Consider the following 17,461-nt stretch of genomic DNA (forward strand, 5'->3'; position numbering starts at 1 on the left):
CGTCGATGTGCTCTACACTACCGGGCGGCGCATCATCTCAAAATGCCGGTTTGTTCTGAGCTTTGCACAATTTTTCGCGTCGACGATCGGGCAAAAAGATAAAACGGAATAGTGGCAGTGCGTTATTATCTCGCGACGGATGGAACAGGATAAAATAAAAAGGCTGACCGCAGACGATCACAGATTGCGCATTGTCTGATGGTGTCGCCGCCGTTGTTACGCCAGGATAAGCAACTGCTGAAATTATCCTGTATGGAAGTATGATATTTTTTTATTGGTTATTCAGCGTGATGATGACCGGTCGAAAATAATAACGCTCACTCCTGCGTCAGAATGGCTAAATTACCGATGTTCATAGGGTTTTATTAGCAATTTTCCTGCTGTAAGTCTGATAGCCCTTTGTTACCCCTCCGCAACAGCATGATAAACTTTCACTCTGAAATAGTTTAAATTCAATTTTTACATTCAGAAATAGTTATATCCCTAAGATTGCCAGGTTATTAACCGATATGTTCCGTTAGTCACCGAACCATAATTTTACCCGCCTTTATCTGTTCTGCCGTCGTCTGTCTTGTGTGCATTCCTCTCTGCGGAGCCTTTTTCGTCTGCACGCACTTTTCGCGCCAGAACGGATAAGCCGGGTATTCAGCAGATGAGAGTCGTGCGGATATGCTGTTAGAAAAACCCACCACCAGGCGTAAATTTTTGCTCGGTTCACTGCTGGCGCTGCCGCTCAGTGAACTGGTTTTCAAAGGCCTGACTGCGGCGCAGGCTGCGGAGATGGCCGCTCCCGAGTTAGCCGATTACAAACCGATCTTTTTCAGTGCGGATGAGTGGCAGTTCATCCTGGCTGCAACCGACCGTCTGATCCCGGCAGGCGGCAACGGCAAAGCGCCTGGCGCGCTGGAAACCAACGTCCCGATCTTTATCGATCAGCAGCTGCACAGTGAAGCCTTTGGCAGCGAGATCTATCTGCAGGGGCCCTTCAATACCCAGGCACCAGCGACGCTGGGCTATCAGATCCCGTTCCGTCCCCAGCAGATCTATCAGACCGGGATCCGGCTGATCGAACAGTGGTCGCAGAACACCCACCAGAAAGCGTTTCATGCGCTGACGCTGGAGGAGAAAGATGCGGTGCTGACCCAGGTAAACAAAAACCAGATCGATTTTGCCGCGCTGGGCGAAGCCGATCTCAAACCGGCGCACTTCTTCAGCCAGCTGCTCTCCGATACCAAACATGGTTACCTGGCCGACCCGATGTATGGCGGTAATAAAGGCATGAAAGCCTGGATCGCCATCGGCTTCCCGGGTGCGCGTGCCAGCTTCACCGAATGGGTGAAACAGCACAACGTGCCTTATCCACTGGGTCCGGTCAGCATCAAGGGTGAACGCGCATAAGGCGCTTCGACATCAGGTAAACAGGATTATCATGGCACAGGTTACTAAGAAAGAAGTCGACGTCGTGGTCTGCGGCCTCGGCTGGGCAGGCTCGCTGATGAGCATCGAGCTGGCGCTGGCAGGTCTGGAAGTGCGCGCGCTGGAGCGCGGCGGCGATCGCGATTATGACGAATTCGCCTACCCGAAACCGGCGGATGAATATGCCTATGCGGTGCGCAACAAGGTGTTTGCGACCCCCGCCGAAGTGGCGGTCACCGTGCGTTACAACAGCAGCCAGACGGCGCTGCCGACCCGTAAGTGGGGCGCCTTTGCGCCGGGAACGGGCGTGGGTGGTGCCGGGATGCACTGGACGGCGGTACTGATCCGTCCGACCCCGACCGATCTTAAACTCAAGACCTACGTGGATCAGGCTTACAGGCCGGGCATCCTGCAGGAAGATATGCGGGTGATGGACTTCCCGTTCAGCTGGGAAGAGATTGAGCCCTACTACTATAAATTCGAACTGATCTGCGGCCAGTCGGGCAACACCGGCAATCTGCGCGGCAAAATTCTGGAAGGCGGCGATCCGTTTGAAGGCCCGCGCTCCGAGCCTTACCCGCTGCCTGCGCTGGAAGATACGCTGAACAACGTGATGTTCAAAGAGGCGGCCACGAAACTGGGTTATCACCCGTTCCCGAACCCGTCCGCCTGCGTTTCGCGCGCGTGGAAGAACCCCTACGGCAACCAGATCGCGCCGTGCAACTACTGCGGCTACTGCAGTAAATATCCCTGCCTGAACTACTCCAAAGCCTCGCCGCAGACCGCGGTGATGGATTCGCTGAAGCGTATGCCGAACTTCTCCTATGAAGTGAATGCGGAAGTGATCAGGGTCGTGCTGAACGACGATAAGAAAACCGCGAAAGGGGTGATCTATATTGATGCGCAGGGCAACGAGTGTTTCCAGCCTGCAAAAATCGTGGTGCTGAGCAGCTTCCAGCTCTACAACGTGCGGCTGATGCTGCTCTCCGGGATCGGCAAGCCTTACAACCCGATCACTGAAGAGGGTGTGGTCGGCCGTAACTACGCGTTCCTGTCGAACGGCGGCGCGACCCTGTTCTTCAAAGACAAGAACTTCAATCCGTATGCCACGGCGGGCGCGACCGGCCAGATGTTCAACGATATTTCGCCAGGCAACTTCGACGGTCCGTCGCTGGGCTTCCTCGGCGGCGCGAAGATCCACAGCTCCCAGGCGACCGGTACGCCGATCAGCACCGCGCTGCCAAAAGGCACGCCGACATGGGGCATGGGCTACAAAGAGGGTCTGGAGGAGTGGTACGGCCATTCGATGAAGATCAGCATCACCACCACCTGCCAGTCTTATCGCGACATCTATCTGGATCTCGATCCGAACTACAACGATCACCGTGGCCTGCCGCTGCTGCGCATGACCTTTAACTGGAAAGAGAACGAGCTGAAGCTGCAGCAGCATCTGAAGGGCATCGTCGGCAACATCGCCAAAGAGCTGAACCCGGACAGCATGAGCATGAGCTTCCTGCCGATGGGTGCGGATTTCGATATCACCAAATATGTCTCTACCCACAACGTGGGCGGCGCGGTAATGGGCGATAACCCGAAAACCTCGGCGCTCAATAAATATCTGCAGAGCTGGGATGTGCATAACGTCTTTGTGCCGGGCGGCAACGCCTTCCCGCAGAACTTCCAGGCGAACCCGACCGATACCATCGGTGCGATTACCCTGATGGCGGCACAGGCGATCAAAGATCACTACCTGAAAAATCCCGGCCCACTGGTACAGGCATAAGCGCATGAACAAGCTGAAACTGAAATCTTTTATTCTGGCGAATGCGCTGCTGCTGAGCGGCATGGCGCTGCCGGCTCACGCCGAAGATGAGGCGCAACTGATTAAGCAGGGCGAATATCTCTCCCGGCTGGGCGACTGCATGGCGTGTCACTCGCTGCCCGGCAAGCCGGCCTATTCCGGTGGCCTGGCGATTGAGTCGAACCTCGGCACCATTTTCTCCACCAACATCACACCGGATACGCAGCACGGCATCGGCAACTACAGCGAGCAGCAGTTCTCGGATGCGGTGCGCAAAGGCGTCCTGCCGGACGGCTCCCGCCTCTATCCGGCGATGCCCTACCCGGACTACGCGAAAATCAGCGATGCTGATATCCACGCGCTCTACGTCTACTTTATGAAGGGCGTGCAGCCGAGCGCGGCGCAGCCGCCGGAGACCGATCTGCGCTTCCCGTTCAGTCAGCGCTGGGGGATGCGGTTCTGGAACTGGGCGTTCACCTCCGACAAGCCTTTCCAGCCGATTGGTGGTGCGTCCGCAGAGATCAATCGCGGGGCCTATATCGTCGAGAGTCTGGGCCACTGCGGCAGTTGCCATACGCCGCGCGGGCTGGGCATGAACGAGAAGGCGCTGGACAGCGGTGACGATCAGTTCCTGGCAGGCGGCAGCCTGAACCACTGGGAGGTGCCATCACTGCGCGGACTACCGCACTGGAGCCAGCAGGAGGTGGTGGATTACCTGCAGACCGGGCGCAACGATAAAGCGGCGGTCGGCGGGGAGATGACCTCAGTGGTGGAGCACAGCAGCTCACACATGACCGACGCCGATCTCAACGCCATCGCGGCGTACCTGAAGTTCCTGGGCGGTAACCCGCCGCTGCAGGCGGTTAACGTGCAGGCGCAGCAGGCGACGGAAGCGGAACTCACCGCCGCGAAGAACCTCAGCGAAGGCGAGCGTCTCTATCTGGATAACTGTGGTGCCTGTCACTTCGTTACCGGCAAAGGCGCCCCGGGCGTCTTCCCGGAGCTGGATCAGGCGACCATCGTGAATGCTAAAGATCCCACAGGTCTGATCCACACCATTCTGGCTGGCGCGCAGCAGCCCTCGACGGAGAAAGCCCCGTCGAAACTGGCGATGCCGGGCTTTGCCGGACGGCTGAATGATGATGAAGTGGCGCAGCTGGCGACCTTTATTCGTCAGGGCTGGAGCAACACCGCGCCTGCGGTGAGCGACGATCAGGTTGCTGAGGTGCGTAAAACGCTGAAGTAATGAGTCAGATGGCCCCCCGGTTGAGATGAGAGGGGGTCCATCTCTCAGTGAAAGGTGTGCGCCACTTCCAGCACGCCGTTGATGACAAACTGCACGCCCATACAGACCAGCAAAAATCCCATCAGGCGCGAGATCGCCTCAATGCCACTCTTGCCGACCAGCTTCATGATGGCCCCTGAGCTGCGCAGCGAGATCCAGAGGATCAGGCTGACCAGCAGGAAGGTCAGCACCGGCGCAACGCTGATCACCCAGGCGGGAAAATCGACACCGCTTTTGACTGTTGACGCGGACGAGATGATCATCGCGATCGTACCCGGCCCGGCGGTGCTCGGCATCGCCAGCGGCACAAACGCGATATTCACCGGCTCTTTGGCCTCATCCAGCTCATCCAGCTTCTGCTTCGCCTCCACCGAATGACCCGCTGGCTTCGCCGGGAACAGCATCCGGAAACCGATAAAGGCGACGATCAGGCCGCCTGCGATGCGCAGGCCCGGAATGGAGATGCCAAAGGTATGCAGCACCGCGTTGCCCGCGTACCAGGCCACCATCATGATGGCGAAGACATAGACGGACGCCTGGCGCGCCTGACGGTTGCGCTCCTGGAAGTTCATCTCGCCCGCCAGCCCTAAAAACAGGGCTACGGTGGTAAGCGGGTTAGCCAGCGGCAGGATGACGACCAGCCCCAGGCTGACCGCTTTAATCAGTTCCAGCATCGGTGATCTCCCCGGTTAGTGTTTCGGCCGCTCCAGCGCCTCAAGCAGTTCCGGGAAGAAGTCCTGCAGGATTTCTGGCGTCATCAGTTCGGGATACTGCATCAGATGTTCGCGGATACGTTCGTTCACCTCCGGCAGCAGACGCTGGGCTGCGGCGCTGGCGGTGATCCGGTGCTTCTTCATGGCGCGCAGCAGATCGGCAGGCAGCGCATCTTCGTCGGCGTCGTCTTCAACCATCTCCAGCGCATCCAGCTCATCGAACATCTCCATCAACGCTTCGGTCTGCGGGGTTCGCGACTCATATTCACGCGGATGTTCATCTTCCAGGAAGCGCAGCATCGCGCGCATTGGCGTACCATCAGGCGTCGACGGCGGCTCTGCGGCGAACCAGCTCAGCAGCTGGTGCATGGTGACCTGATGGACGCGATAACCGCTGTCGACCAGTTCGTCGGCCAGCAGCTCGGCGGTTTCGTTCTCAATCAGGCAGATGTGGGTACGGTTGGGTTCGTACTGCTCCAGCCACTGGTAGATCTCTTCAATCACGCCATCGTCATACTCGAATTTTTTACTGAGATAGCTGCCATCCTGTTGGTGAACGCAGGCCTGAATCTGATCGGGGTCGAAGTAAAGTGCGATGTTGATGCCTTTCATGCGTGCTGTCCTGTAGAAATCAAAACAACACTATAGCGCCCAACCCCAGGTTTAGGGAATGTCAGGCGTCACAGCATCGGGGCGTTTGATACTCCCCTCACGGCAGAGAGGGGAGCAGAGAGAAGGGGATCAGGAGATAAAGTTTTTACCCTGCTTCAGGACGACGTCACAGGCTTTGGTCTTCAGCTTCTCACCCATCGGCGAGTTGCTCAGGCTCTGCAGGTTAAGCTGCTGACCGTTGCCGGTATTCAGCAGACCAGCCACACCCTGGGTGTAATCCGTTTTCTGCGCCTGCGCGGTGGTGGTGTTCAGGCCGAGCTTACTCAGCACCTGATCTTTCACCGACTGCACATTATTTTTCACCACGTTGTGTTCGACGCAGTACTGCATCACACCGGCAGCGTTGGTCATGCTATTGGCGCTGACCGCTTTGTCGCCGCCGCCCAGCAGGCTGGTTATGGAGGAGAGCGACAGTCCGCCGTTCTGCTGGGTAGTGCTGGTGGTGTTCGCGTTGTTCTGCTGGCTGAGCTGTGACGCCGCGCTGCTCAGCTGATCCTGCCAGCTTGCCGCCGAGGCACTGCCTGCCACCAGAAGCGCCGCCACGCCCCATGCCCATGCACTGCGCTGTACCTGTTTCATTTTAACCTCTGCATATACGTATTCAGTTTTGCTAAGAGAGGCTGAACAGCAGAAAGTTCCTGAGTTTTCTGCTAAACGGGCGCTTTGAGAATCTTCTGTAATACGGTGAATGAGTAAATCGGGGAAAGGGAAAAATTGTTATTTCATGAGGCTGTTCACTGCCGGTTCGAATAATTTCCCTGAGCTGAAACATTATTTAATATTTGTTCATTGCTGCATTCAATTTATCAGGATTCGTCCTGGTTTATTGCTTTTTACCGCTTTGGTTAAAAAAAATTTTATTCCGGTTTGTGTTTTTATTGTTAATGTTTACCTGTGAAATTAAATTATTTTAACGGCATGTTTTAACGTGTCTTTTTTATCTCATTCGTTGCCGGTTTAAGCCGGTTTTAACTGAGTCAGGCATATTTTTCTGCGCTGTTTTCAAAATTAACTGCCGAGGTTTTTTAATATTCCGCCTTGCGAAATCCACGAGGGTATTCATGCTTAATCACTGTGTCAGGCAGTTGTGGCCGACTTATTCAACGGGAGAGAAAATATGGCCGGGCAGCCCGATCACAATAACGATGCAGAGGTCACGCTTAAACTCGCTGAAGAGCAAATAGCCCTGACGAAGCAGAAGATTGTGGATGGACATGTTCGTGTCACCCGTTCCACAACCGAGCATGACGAGGTCATCAGTACACTGCTTAACCGGGATAAGGTTGAGGTTGAGTATGTAGCGAAAGCAGAGCCCATTGAGGATATACCCGACATCAGGGAAGAAAACGGCGTACTGATTGTCCCGGTAGTTGAAGAAGAAATCCAGATCGTCAGAAAGCTGGTGCTTAAAGAGGAGATCCACATCCGAAAAGTGCAGGAAAGTGTTCCTTTTCAGGAAGTGGTGACCCGACGTGAGCAGCAGGTAAAGGTTGAAAGAGATGACGATCAAAACCGCTAACAGAGAGGAACCTATCATGGCACAGGAAAAAATCGTAACACTGTTCGATTCTGCACAGCAGGCAGAGGCCGCGAAAAGAAATCTCGTGAAAGCAGGCTTTTCTGATCGGGACATCAGTCTTATCAGTGGAGAACGTTTAGAGCAGGAAGGGCACTCTGTCCGCCATCCGAGCCTGTGGCAGCGTCTGTTCGGTCACACCGTCGATCAGGATCAGGCGGATGTCTATACCCGGGCGATGGACAAAGGCGGCGTGGTGCTTACGATCCGAACCGAAGAGGAGAAGCTGGCACGCGCCATGACGATTCTCCATTCGCATGACTCGGTCGATGTACCGTCGCGGATGCAGAGTTCAGTTGAGAATGGCGCCCGCGCGCCGGGCATCGATCCCACAGCCGGTAAGCAGTTTGCCGGAGAGACCAGCGACCGCCAGGCGGAACCGCGACGCGCCTCGCTGACCGGCGATGAGAGTGAAGCCGATATTCTGCGTCTGGCCGAAGAGCAGGTGGAAGTGGGTAAACGTCTGGTCAGCGAAGGCTCGACCCGCGTGCGCCGCTATACCGTGACCGATACCGTCTCTGAAGATATTTCGCTGCATGAGCAGCACGCCGATATCTTCCGCCGCTCGGTGAATGAACCCGCGCTGGCCGGTGAAGTGGACTGGTCGGAGAAAACCGTCGAGGTCGCCGAAACTCATGAGCAGCCGGTGATTAACAAGACGACGCATGTGAAAGAAGAGGTGGTCGTGCGCACCGACGGCAGCGACCGGACCGAGACCATTAATGACACGGTGCGTCGTCAGGAAGTGGATATCGACCGCGCGCGCAGCGGGCTGGAGCGTGAACTGCCCGGAATAACGACAGCAGTGAACCCTGCCGCCGGTTCGCCGTCACCTGCGGCGCATCACCGCGACCACAAAGAGGGCCTCGCGGAGAAGGTGAGCGAGAAAGCCAGCGAAGTGAAAGATAAGGTGGAGAACAAGCTGCATCACCGCGATTATGACCACTCGCACTGAGGCGCCGATCCTGACAACCGGCGCTGACGGGTATTGCTGATGCCCGATGCTGAAGATGCGATATGCCGAAAAGAGCCAACCGCGAGGTTGGCTTTTTTGCGTCTGGGGAAGGAAGTAAAACGGATAACGGCGCACTCTCTTCTTCGATATAATCAGGGGCTATACGCGCAGGTCGGGCAGACTGAGGGAATAAAGTGAACTGTAAACCGATGCTTTTCGTGCTGGCGGCGTTCTCCCTGTCGGCTCAGGCCGCCCAGAGCGGAACAACGCTTCAGCATAAAGACTGGGAAGTCGTCTGTGATAATACGCTGACCTGCCGCATGGCCGGTTATGGTAAAGAAGAGGATCCCTCCGGCTCTATCCTGCTCACCCGTGCCGCTGGCCCCGCAACGGAGACCGTGGGAGAAGTGACGCTGGGCGACACCGAAGATGACAGCGAGCCAGCGGAGAAGCTGACGCTGTGGATCAACGGGAAGTCCGCAGGCGATCTGACGGCGGCGGATGATAACTGGCGGCTGTCGGCCAGCCAGACCGCTGCGATAATCAGCGCCGTGAAAGGCAACGGTAAGGTCGAATTTGAAGGCGGCTCAAAGCCGTTCCAGCTTTCCGGCGAAGGTGCGTATGCCGCGCTGCTGAAAGCTGACGACGTGCAGGGCCGGGTCGGCACGCCAGGCGCGCTCACCAAAAAGGGCAATAAACCGGAAAGCAGCGTGGCTAAGGCCGTGCCCGCACCGGTTATTCAGGCAGCTAAAACCCTCAGCGGCGAACCTCGCTTGCTGACCGCACAAGAAGCCGATGCGCTGAAAAACCGGTTACTGGCCTCAGTCAATCACAATGACGATGACACCTGCGACAGCCTGTTTTCACCGGCAGAGAACAGCGATCCGGAGACGGATGGACTCTCTCTGACACCGCTGGATGACAACCACGCTTTGCTGTCGGCGCTCTGCTGGCGAGCCGCTTATAACGAGGGGTATGGCTACTGGGTCATCGATAAGCAGCTGAAAGGTACGCCCACACTGGTGACCACATCCGGATCGGATTATGACAAGGGCGAGATCACCAGCGTGCAGAAAGGCCGGGGTATCGGGGACTGCATGAGTCAGGAGAGCTGGGTCTGGGATGGTCAGGCGTTCCGTAAAAGTTATGACGGCGGAACCGGCATGTGCCGCTATATCCATGCGGGCGGCACCTGGGATCTGCCGACGCTGGTCACGGACGTGAAGCCTGTTGCGGAGTAGAGCGGCTGGTTGATGGGATCTCGGCGTTTACTCATTCGGCTGTAAGGCCATCCGTTTCACTGCGCACAGGCTGTTTCGTTACTCTGTGCCAGTGAAACCAGCGTGCTGAAGCAACTGTTCAGCGCGGGTTGGGAAGGGCAGGAGTTCAGTCAGAGAGTCCACGCGGTATAGCAGAGAACTCGGAAGACGTTTTTTTCAGCAGTTGCATCGGCGTCGGCGGATAAGGGTTGCGGAAACAGGGGGCAACGGTATAATCCACAACGTTTTCCGCATCCCTTCAGTGCCGAAGTGGCGAAATCGGTAGACGCAGTTGATTCAAAATCAACCATCGAAAGGTGTGCCGGTTCGAGTCCGGCCTTCGGCACCAAGTATGCTGTCCATCCCCGTCCGGGGAAGTGAAAAAAACTCTTAAATCAAAGAGAATATTTTCTTTTCTGTCCCTATACATCCGATGTCATTCATTGCTATCCGAGAAGTTTAGGGGGCGGAATGAGGGTCACTTCGCTTCGTTAAACTTTTGTCCCCAAATTATGCCTTTAACTGATGTCGTGGCCAGTACCGCAAAGCCTCGTGAAAAAAAGTACAAACTCAATGACGGCCACGGAATGTATCTTTTTAGCAAATCAACCCGTTTTAAGCGGTGGTATCTCAAGAACCGTTTTGAAGGGAAAGAGAGCACAACGGCGTTAGATGATTATTCTCTTCTCTCACTAGTAAAAGCACGTGAAAACGTGATGAGATACACCTTCTTATTGCGGAAGGTGTCAGTTCCAATGCGAAAAAAGAAGAATTAAAAAACAGAAAGAGGCAGCGCTTAACACTTTTGAAAAGGTGGCTAATAAGTAGCATGTGAACAATAAATGTTGGTCCGTCGATCATGCTGAGCGGGTATGGCGTAACCTTAAGGGTAATATCTTTTAAGCTCATAGAAAGAGAAAGTTTGCTGATCTAACAATCCACGACATGCTATTGAATTTAAAAGAGGTAGAGCTAAGCTACCGCCTGGATGTGGCTACCTGCTTGCAATAAAAAATAACGTTTATCATGCGTTATACGGTTCAGAGTGGCATTACTGACCATAATCCCGTCCAGAAACTTGCCTAGACAATCATAACGAGAATAGCTACTCTCAGACCTACTCTGCCTTTGGAACGCTTAACTGATTTACTTCAGCGTATCGAAATGCATAAATGACGCCTTTAGCTCTCAGGCTCAGCCTAAACATATCAATCCTTTCCAGTGAATTACGATTTGCACGATTGAGCGTAATCGACTTTAAAAAACAGCTGTAGACCATTCCTGCCGAGCGTGAAGCGATTGGAGGGGCAAACATTCTCATCGGGGTTCAAAATGCGCACCGTCCATTTTGTGTCACTTTCATAAAAAGGCTTTGGCCGTAATGGAAGAAATAAGAGAGTTAAGCGGAAACAGAGATTTAGTGTTTCCAGACGATCACCATACTATAAAGCCAATGAGCTAAAACAACATCATTCATGCTCTTCTATGGATGGGATACGATACAAAAATAGAGATATCCGGACAGGGGTTTAGAGCAGTGGCGTGTAGTGCATTGGCTGAATCTGACCTGTAGTAACGTGATGTTTCTTGATGCAAATGAGCCATCAGTAACGCATGGGGTTCGAGGAGCTTGCCTTTATAAGGTGGGGCACTTTAAAGAGCATCAGCTTATGGTGCAATGGTGGGCTGAATATTTAGACAGCAATAATGAAAATCACCTGACTCCGTATGAGTTCGGCAGGCGTTAAGTTTCAAAAAAAAGATTTTACGGAAAGTGTTTATCCTGTTTATTTTTTTGTCATTTTTAATCAACTAGTTAAGGTGTAAAGACTGAAGCTGCTACTCTTCATCAATCTTCACTCAGGGAACACCGTTCACGTTCAACCGTGAAAAGACTCTGGCAGTTTGGCTCTTTTATATAGGTATGTATCACACTAAAGCCCTTAGTTAGCTTCACAAAATGGTAAATCAAAGCCATGCTGAAGATTATGATAAAGCGTCACTGTTTTGCACATCGCCTAAATACAAAAGCTACTATGAGCGAAAAGCGGACATGTTATGTATCCTCAGGGCCGCACCAATCTTAGTTATGGCTCCTCACATATCAAACGAGAAGTAGATGGAAGAAAAATGGCGTAAGTAATATCTAACCAAATCAATATATTTTCTGAGAGTACAGTAAAAATTATCGTAAGGGGATGCGTGAATGAATACAGTTAGATTGAGAAAAAAAGGCCAAGTGTTAAATCGTGGAATTCCGGTAGATCTCACGACACACTTTAACTCTAATGTTAAATATTTTAATTATCTTTTAAATAAGGACTTTACGGGTGAGTTTACGATCTTAACGAATTGGGATAAGGAAAAAATTAAAGAGGCTTATAATAAAGCGCACCACATTCGTGAGTATGAGATAAATTTGTTCTGGTCCAGGCTTAACTATCTTTGGCTAATAAATGCTGTGTTTTTTAGTGCTTGGGGTGTAATAGTATATTCTATGCTCAACGCTAAGGAAGTTACTTATTTACAGTATGCTACACTATTTTTACTTTCTTCTTTCGGTAGTGCATTCACTTACTTAGCTACTTCTATTGTTAAAGCAGGTAAATACTGGCAGCAGGTTTGGGAATATCATGTTCATACGCTTGAGCCCTTTGTTTCTGGAAATTTATATAGCATGCCATTTACACAGGTCTTGCCTAAGCCATCTATTAGCAGATCGATAATGGTATTTTTTGCATTTTCATTGATAATATGGGTTGTATCTGCCATCCTTGCTGTTGTGCTGCCTAGCTTTGATTCAAAATTTGTTTTGCTCTTCGAGGTGTTGGCAATGGCAACTATTTTTATTATTTTTTATTTGATTGATAAAAGCATTAAAAAACCTTCCAATAATAATATAGTTTTAGATGATTAAAGGCGTTTTTGACTTTTTTAAGGTAGAGTGAAGTTGCTGTAGATGTTAGTTTCGTTCTACTCTATCCTGCTTTTAGTTCAGGCTCTTTACGAACTCTGGATTAAAACTAAAGCGCTAATGTGTACGTAAAATCTGGAATTGCTTGAATGGTTAGATTAACCAATTTTTACGTGTGAGCGCAGTTTTCAGCCTTTTTTAGCAGTTTGAGCGACCAAAACAGTTTTCACACAGCCTGGGCTTAAACCGGCCAGAGCCGGTTTGGTGCTTAGTGCATTATTTATGCATCGTAGCCAGCTGGCCTCGCAGTATTTGCTCAGCTTAAGGTTGGTCAGGATACCGTTTTTTTGTCTTATGCTTCAGCAGCTCAATCTAGTACTTCTTCAGCGTCTGCATCACTGGAACGCTTCGAGAAAGCCCACGCTGAACATACCGAAAGGATGAAAGCCTATAACGGCATCTGCGCCGATATCGCCCGCTGTGAAAAAGAACAGCAGGCGGCAACTGAGGCCGGAAAAGAAGCCGAGAGCAACTGGCGCACGAGCTTTCGCAACCTGCGAGGCAATCTCACCGACGAGCTGCGCTCCGAACATTCTCAGCGCATCGCCAGCCGTGAACTGGCCGATGAGTTCGGCGGGCTGCTTAAAGAGCTGGCGCTGGATAAGCAGGAGGTGATGCTGAAATGCTGCGGCAGTGGTAAAGAATATGTTGAATCGCACCGGGAGGCTTTCACCGGGTTCGCGGATGCGCACTGGCAGTCAGCCCTGCGTAACGTAAGTCCGTCGCTGCTGTGGGCCATTAAGCTGCGTATTCGCCGTGAAGAGCTTTCCCCGACGTTTGCCGGAGACGACCGGGATAGTATTAAGGACGTGGCTTATCTGGTCGGTGAAGCGCTGACGCGGGCGGCTGCTGCTTTGCCTGACAGCATACTAAATGAGGCTCCGCTGCTGGAGAGTATTGGTCTGTATCGTCCGCCGCTTACCGGTATTGATATGGTGCTTTACCGCCATCCTATGCGCCGCCAGAAGCTGGCTGAATCAATCCGGGCGCAATGTGCAAAACTTCAGGAGGGCAGCCAGAAATGATGCACTGTCCCTATTGTAAAAGCGCGGCACATACCAAATCGAGCCGCTATATGTCCGAACAGGTAAAAGAGCGTTATCACCAGTGCACTAACCTCGACTGCTCCTGTACTTTCAAGACGAATGAGAGCATCACAAAGGTCATCACCGCACCGCCACAGCCGGAAAACGTACCGGAAGCACCACCGGAACCGGCAAGAGAACGTCAGACGCTGGGCCGTTATGGTTCTTCATTCCGCCAGGTTCATTAATCCCGCACAGCCGCTGCCCGACCAGCGGCTTTTTTATGTCTGTATTACGTCTTTCTAAATCCCTTTTTATGGCCAGTAGCTTTTTAAAAAGCCCTGCATGCATAACGTGCATGAATTTGCATGCAAAACAAAGCACCATTTTCCCATGTTCAGGCCATACCGGGCGCGGCCCTGCCCGCATCATGCACCTACATGAAAAGCGATGCATAAAGCGGGCAGGCGTGGCGGGGGTAGCATTGCGCGCTTGCGTGTCTTTTTACGTGAGACCTCTTGCATAGTTAAAGAACTTAAGAGATATTTATGTTTTAGGATTATTCTTATCTGAGGCAAATGTGCAGGTATTTATTAAGCAAATTTTAACAAAGGTTAATAATTCTAAAAGTGAGTCAGATTTCACTTTTTTCTTCAATCTTCTTGTAGCTGGAGAGGCGCTAACTAAATTAATAGTATTAATAGTTACGGCAAGTTTAAAGAAAGACAAGGATAGACATCAGTATAGGATATTACATGGTCTTGTGAGAGCAAGCGGAATAGGTGAATGGAGTAGGTCACTCGAAGATCTACTAACAGGCACTGCATCACAATATCTTCCTGATGCAATGCGAAAACATCAAGCAGAATTTACTAAAAAGTGCTTGGATGGTGAATGGCAATATAAAGCTGTAAAAGAGCTATACTCAGCAATGAGTTATTTTAAATTACCCACAGATTCCAAACCTGCAAAGCTTGATCTGAAAGCTTGGTTCAAAAGGGTTTACTGAATTAAGAAATGCTACAAGAGGGCATGGTGCTACAATGAGTAATGCTGCGTCTGCTGCAGCACAGCATCTTGAAACAAGCATAAATATCATAATAGACAACCTTTCTTTATTATCTCTGCCTTCGGCATATTTAAAGAGAAATATGAGCGGCAAGTTCAGGGTTTCACCACTAAGTGTTCTTAATGAACATCTTGAGGAAATTAAGAAAACAGATAGCTATACTTATGACGAAGGGGTTTATGTATTTTTTGATAAGCTTGTGCTAATACCATTGTTAAAAAGCGATCCGGATTTAAAAGATTTTTATATAGCAAATGGTGGGTTCAATCATACGCATTATGAAATGCTTTCGTACATAACTGACGATAAGATCCACGAAGATTCGAAAAACTTTACTGCTCCTAAGGGACAATTGCCGCCTAGTGAGTCTGAAGGGTTGAGCGAATTAATGGATTACGGTAATTGTTTTTCAAATGTGCCAAGTCTAAGTTATGATTATATCAAAAGGGAGGATCTTGAAAATGAACTTTATGATCTTCTTTACGATGATAGACATATTGCTATTACCTTATTAGGACGGGGAGGTATAGGTAAGACTTCACTCGCACTAAAAGTAATACCAAGGCTGTATGAGACAAAAAGGTTTGATGCAATTGTTTGGTTCAGTTCAAGAGATATAGACTTATCATCCAACGGGGCTAAGTTAGTTCGTGCGGATGTAATGTCAAATAAAGATATTGCTAAATACTATTCTCAGCTATTCCTTTCTGAAGAAAAAATAAAGGAAAAAGGTTTTGATTGTATTGACTATTTTCAAAGCCAGCTCACTAAAGCTGATGCAGGGGCGACTTTATTCATTTTCGATAATTTCGAAACCGTAGATAATCCTATTGAAACCTACAAGTGGGCTGATACATTTATTCGGAATCCAAATAAAATATTGGTCACTACCAGGCTGCGTGATTTCAAAGGTGATTATCCATTGCAGGTTCAAGGGATGAATTATAAGGAGTCGATGGAATTAATAAAAAGAGTCTCTGATTATTTGAAGGTAGGGACCATATCTCAAGAAAACAAAGAAAAAATATATCAAATATCAGCTGGGCATCCATATGTAATGAAAGTATTAATTGGAGATTTTGCCCGTAAAAAGCTAAAAGGGAACATGGAACGTATAATAGCTGGTAGTGACGAGATATTAACTGCTTTATTTGAAAGAACTTATTCTGCACTCACTCCGTGTGCACAAAGGACTTTCCTAACATTATCTTCGTGGAATTCTGCAGTGCCTAGATTAGGTCTGGAGTCTATCTTAATGTTTTCTTTGGAAGATGCACTTGAAGTTGAAAAATCTGTAGAAACTTTAATTCAATATTCAATGATTGAAGAAATTAAAGCTAATGACGGGCATTACTTTTTACAACTTCCATATGTAGCTTATTCTTTCGGTAATAAGAAACTTAAAATCAGCTCATTGCAGCATGTTATAAATTCAGATGTCTTGCTTATGAGAAGATTTGGTGTATCAAGTATTGATGATAATAAAATTTCTTTGAAGGATAATTTTACTAGGTATCTTTCATCGGTGCATCATAACGAAGAGTTTAATAAAACGCATAAAATAATCCTTGAAAGAATATGTTATACATTCAATGATGGATGGCGTTTGCTTGCTAATTGGGCATTGGAGCCTGATTTGAAAAAATTTAATTTAGTTGCAGAGGAATACATTAAGCTTTATTTGGAAAATGAGAAGTCGGAAAAGAATAAGCACAATGCATGGTATATATATGCTTCGGTTGCTGAGCGTTTATCTAAGCCCTATGAGCAAATCCTCGGTCTGACGCAAGCATCATCTTATGAGCCGATAAATATTGACGAGCTATCTAATATTACCAACAAAATAAATCATCTTTTTAAAACACATGAGTTTTCATTGGGTGAGAATAATAAAGAAGAGCTTCTGATTAAACTATTCAATGTGGTTTATAGAAGAAGAGCTGAAGCTGATGCTAACGCCTGCTCAAGATTTGCGTGGTTAGGATTACATCTCAATAAAGAAATCGAGGCTAAAATTCTGATTGAATTAGGCTTGGATGATGATCCGGAAAACTCCTTCTGTCTAAGATTGAAGAAAAAGTTCGAGCGTGAATAATCTATAAAATAAACTGTCAGTAAATATTGGCAGTTTTTTTGATTTTTGATTATGCCTTTAACCCCCAAACGCGTATGTGATAAAGGGGTCAATTTGGGGGGCTAATGTGATTGAGTTAGTGAATTTAGATAGTAAATACAATCACTTTTTTTTCTATTTCGAGTCCAGCCTTCGTACCAATCACCCAAAATCCATACAAATTACTAAGCGCACCGGCCCTCGTTAATAACCTGACGCAGTCGATCCTGGCAAAAGTCTTCCGGAGTGAACTCACCGCCCAGTGGCGGGCAGAAAACCCGGAATTGATCAGCGGGGAAAACAGCGCTGCCGAATTACTGAAAAAGAATCAAAACCGGACGTGTAGCCAGTACAGGTAAAAAGTCTCGCATATAAAACTTGGATCTTATTTTACTGTGTGCCTTCATGCTGGATTTCTTATTATTTCCTGCCAGGTAAACCTTAATGTTTATATTCAAATGATTTTATAAATAGTGTATTTCACGCTGTTGCAAGCTGGACTTCCCATCTCTTTCCTGATGATATGTACAGGTATTTAGCGCGGGGGGGGGGGGGGGGGAAAAAACCCCACCCCCCCACCCCAACCCCCCCCCACAAAAAAAA

General features: G+C 49.7%; 15 protein-coding genes, 1 tRNA gene and 1 pseudogene. 14 read left to right on the forward strand and 3 right to left on the reverse strand.

Annotation, left to right across the window (positions count from 1 at the left end):
* Positions 1-669: 669 nt before the first annotated feature.
* Genes ACNY69_RS15810 through ACNY69_RS15820 form a run of 3 tightly spaced genes read left to right on the forward strand, consistent with a single transcriptional unit; the run spans position 670 to position 4,463 of the window.
* On the forward strand, positions 670-1,398 hold the full coding sequence (locus ACNY69_RS15810; protein ID WP_111138523.1) for a gluconate 2-dehydrogenase subunit 3 family protein: 729 nt from the start codon (positions 670-672) through the stop codon (positions 1,396-1,398).
* A gap of 31 nt (positions 1,399-1,429) precedes the next feature.
* A complete protein-coding gene (locus ACNY69_RS15815; protein ID WP_293774137.1) occupies positions 1,430-3,199 on the forward strand; it encodes a GMC family oxidoreductase in 1,770 nt (589 codons plus the stop codon).
* Between the two features lie 4 nt (positions 3,200-3,203).
* A complete protein-coding gene (locus ACNY69_RS15820) occupies positions 3,204-4,463 on the forward strand; it encodes a c-type cytochrome (RefSeq protein ID WP_418799117.1) in 1,260 nt (419 codons plus the stop codon).
* Positions 4,464-4,507: 44 nt separating this feature from the next.
* On the opposite strand, the gene ACNY69_RS15825 is transcribed toward ACNY69_RS15820, so the two are convergent.
* The 3 genes from ACNY69_RS15825 to ACNY69_RS15835 form a co-directional block, all read right to left on the reverse strand.
* Complete coding sequence (locus ACNY69_RS15825) at positions 4,508-5,176, reverse strand: MarC family NAAT transporter (protein WP_111138520.1); 669 nt, start codon at positions 5,174-5,176, stop codon at positions 4,508-4,510.
* Between the two features lie 15 nt (positions 5,177-5,191).
* Entirely contained in the window at positions 5,192-5,827 is a 636-nt protein-coding gene (locus tag ACNY69_RS15830) for a hypothetical protein (protein ID WP_293774133.1), read from the reverse strand.
* A gap of 129 nt (positions 5,828-5,956) precedes the next feature.
* Entirely contained in the window at positions 5,957-6,466 is a 510-nt protein-coding gene (locus ACNY69_RS15835) for a YjjA family protein (RefSeq protein WP_111138518.1), read from the reverse strand.
* 538 nt (positions 6,467-7,004) lie between these two features.
* On the opposite strand from ACNY69_RS15835, the gene ACNY69_RS15840 reads away from it, so the two are divergent.
* The 11 genes and pseudogenes from ACNY69_RS15840 to ACNY69_RS15890 all read left to right on the forward strand — a co-directional run.
* Entirely contained in the window at positions 7,005-7,406 is a 402-nt protein-coding gene (locus ACNY69_RS15840; RefSeq protein WP_418799119.1) for a DUF2382 domain-containing protein, read from the forward strand.
* A gap of 16 nt (positions 7,407-7,422) precedes the next feature.
* Positions 7,423-8,418 carry a YsnF/AvaK domain-containing protein gene (locus ACNY69_RS15845; RefSeq protein WP_418799121.1) on the forward strand — a complete coding sequence of 332 codons (996 nt, stop codon included), beginning with the start codon at positions 7,423-7,425 and terminating at the stop codon, positions 8,416-8,418.
* Between the two features lie 209 nt (positions 8,419-8,627).
* Positions 8,628-9,659, forward strand: a complete 1,032-nt coding sequence (locus ACNY69_RS15850; protein ID WP_418799141.1) for a DUF1176 domain-containing protein — start codon at positions 8,628-8,630, stop codon at positions 9,657-9,659.
* Between the two features lie 282 nt (positions 9,660-9,941).
* Positions 9,942-10,026, forward strand: a tRNA-Leu gene (locus ACNY69_RS15855).
* Positions 10,027-10,189: 163 nt separating this feature from the next.
* Positions 10,190-10,453 carry an Arm DNA-binding domain-containing protein gene (locus ACNY69_RS15860; protein ID WP_418799122.1) on the forward strand — a complete coding sequence of 88 codons (264 nt, stop codon included), beginning with the start codon at positions 10,190-10,192 and terminating at the stop codon, positions 10,451-10,453.
* A 1,430-nt stretch (positions 10,454-11,883) separates the two neighbouring features.
* A complete protein-coding gene (locus ACNY69_RS15865; protein ID WP_418799124.1) occupies positions 11,884-12,594 on the forward strand; it encodes a RipA family octameric membrane protein in 711 nt (236 codons plus the stop codon).
* Between the two features lie 437 nt (positions 12,595-13,031).
* Entirely contained in the window at positions 13,032-13,676 is a 645-nt protein-coding gene (locus tag ACNY69_RS15870) for a hypothetical protein (RefSeq protein WP_418799126.1), read from the forward strand.
* Positions 13,673-13,924: an ogr/Delta-like zinc finger family protein gene (locus ACNY69_RS15875; RefSeq protein WP_167428842.1), complete on the forward strand. Its 252-nt coding sequence runs from the start codon at positions 13,673-13,675 to the stop codon at positions 13,922-13,924. The genes ACNY69_RS15870 and ACNY69_RS15875 overlap by 4 nt, the downstream gene beginning before the upstream one ends.
* Positions 13,925-14,256: 332 nt before the next feature.
* The gene (locus ACNY69_RS15880; protein WP_418799128.1) at positions 14,257-14,685 is read left to right on the forward strand and encodes a hypothetical protein; all 429 of its coding nucleotides are present in this window, start codon (positions 14,257-14,259) and stop codon (positions 14,683-14,685) included.
* Positions 14,686-14,719: 34 nt separating this feature from the next.
* Positions 14,720-16,840 (forward strand): NB-ARC domain-containing protein, encoded by a 2,121-nt coding sequence (locus ACNY69_RS15885; RefSeq protein ID WP_418799130.1) that lies wholly within the window; start codon positions 14,720-14,722, stop codon positions 16,838-16,840.
* 206 nt (positions 16,841-17,046) lie between these two features.
* Positions 17,047-17,233 (forward strand): annotated as a pseudogene (locus ACNY69_RS15890) (restriction endonuclease subunit S); the annotation flags it as partial.
* Between the last annotated feature and the right edge of the window lie 228 nt (positions 17,234-17,461).

The sequence above is a fragment of the Pantoea graminicola genome (assembly GCF_048452665.1).
GTDB lineage: Bacteria > Pseudomonadota > Gammaproteobacteria > Enterobacterales > Enterobacteriaceae > Pantoea.

Coding starts and splice junctions, on each gene's coding strand:
- ACNY69_RS15815 (WP_293774137.1), top strand. CDS start 1,430: ATGGCACAGGTTACTAAGAAAGAAGTCGACGTCGTGGTCTGCGGCCTC.
- ACNY69_RS15885 (WP_418799130.1), top strand. CDS start 14,720: ATGAGTAATGCTGCGTCTGCTGCAGCACAGCATCTTGAAACAAGCATA.
- ACNY69_RS15870 (WP_418799126.1), top strand. CDS start 13,032: ATGAAAGCCTATAACGGCATCTGCGCCGATATCGCCCGCTGTGAAAAA.
- ACNY69_RS15840 (WP_418799119.1), top strand. CDS start 7,005: ATGGCCGGGCAGCCCGATCACAATAACGATGCAGAGGTCACGCTTAAA.
- ACNY69_RS15835 (WP_111138518.1), bottom strand. CDS start 6,466: ATGAAACAGGTACAGCGCAGTGCATGGGCATGGGGCGTGGCGGCGCTT.
- ACNY69_RS15825 (WP_111138520.1), bottom strand. CDS start 5,176: ATGCTGGAACTGATTAAAGCGGTCAGCCTGGGGCTGGTCGTCATCCTG.
- ACNY69_RS15865 (WP_418799124.1), top strand. CDS start 11,884: ATGAATACAGTTAGATTGAGAAAAAAAGGCCAAGTGTTAAATCGTGGA.
- ACNY69_RS15810 (WP_111138523.1), top strand. CDS start 670: ATGCTGTTAGAAAAACCCACCACCAGGCGTAAATTTTTGCTCGGTTCA.
- ACNY69_RS15845 (WP_418799121.1), top strand. CDS start 7,423: ATGGCACAGGAAAAAATCGTAACACTGTTCGATTCTGCACAGCAGGCA.
- ACNY69_RS15830 (WP_293774133.1), bottom strand. CDS start 5,827: ATGAAAGGCATCAACATCGCACTTTACTTCGACCCCGATCAGATTCAG.
- ACNY69_RS15875 (WP_167428842.1), top strand. CDS start 13,673: ATGATGCACTGTCCCTATTGTAAAAGCGCGGCACATACCAAATCGAGC.
- ACNY69_RS15860 (WP_418799122.1), top strand. CDS start 10,190: ATGCCTTTAACTGATGTCGTGGCCAGTACCGCAAAGCCTCGTGAAAAA.
- ACNY69_RS15820 (WP_418799117.1), top strand. CDS start 3,204: ATGAACAAGCTGAAACTGAAATCTTTTATTCTGGCGAATGCGCTGCTG.
- ACNY69_RS15850 (WP_418799141.1), top strand. CDS start 8,628: ATGCTTTTCGTGCTGGCGGCGTTCTCCCTGTCGGCTCAGGCCGCCCAG.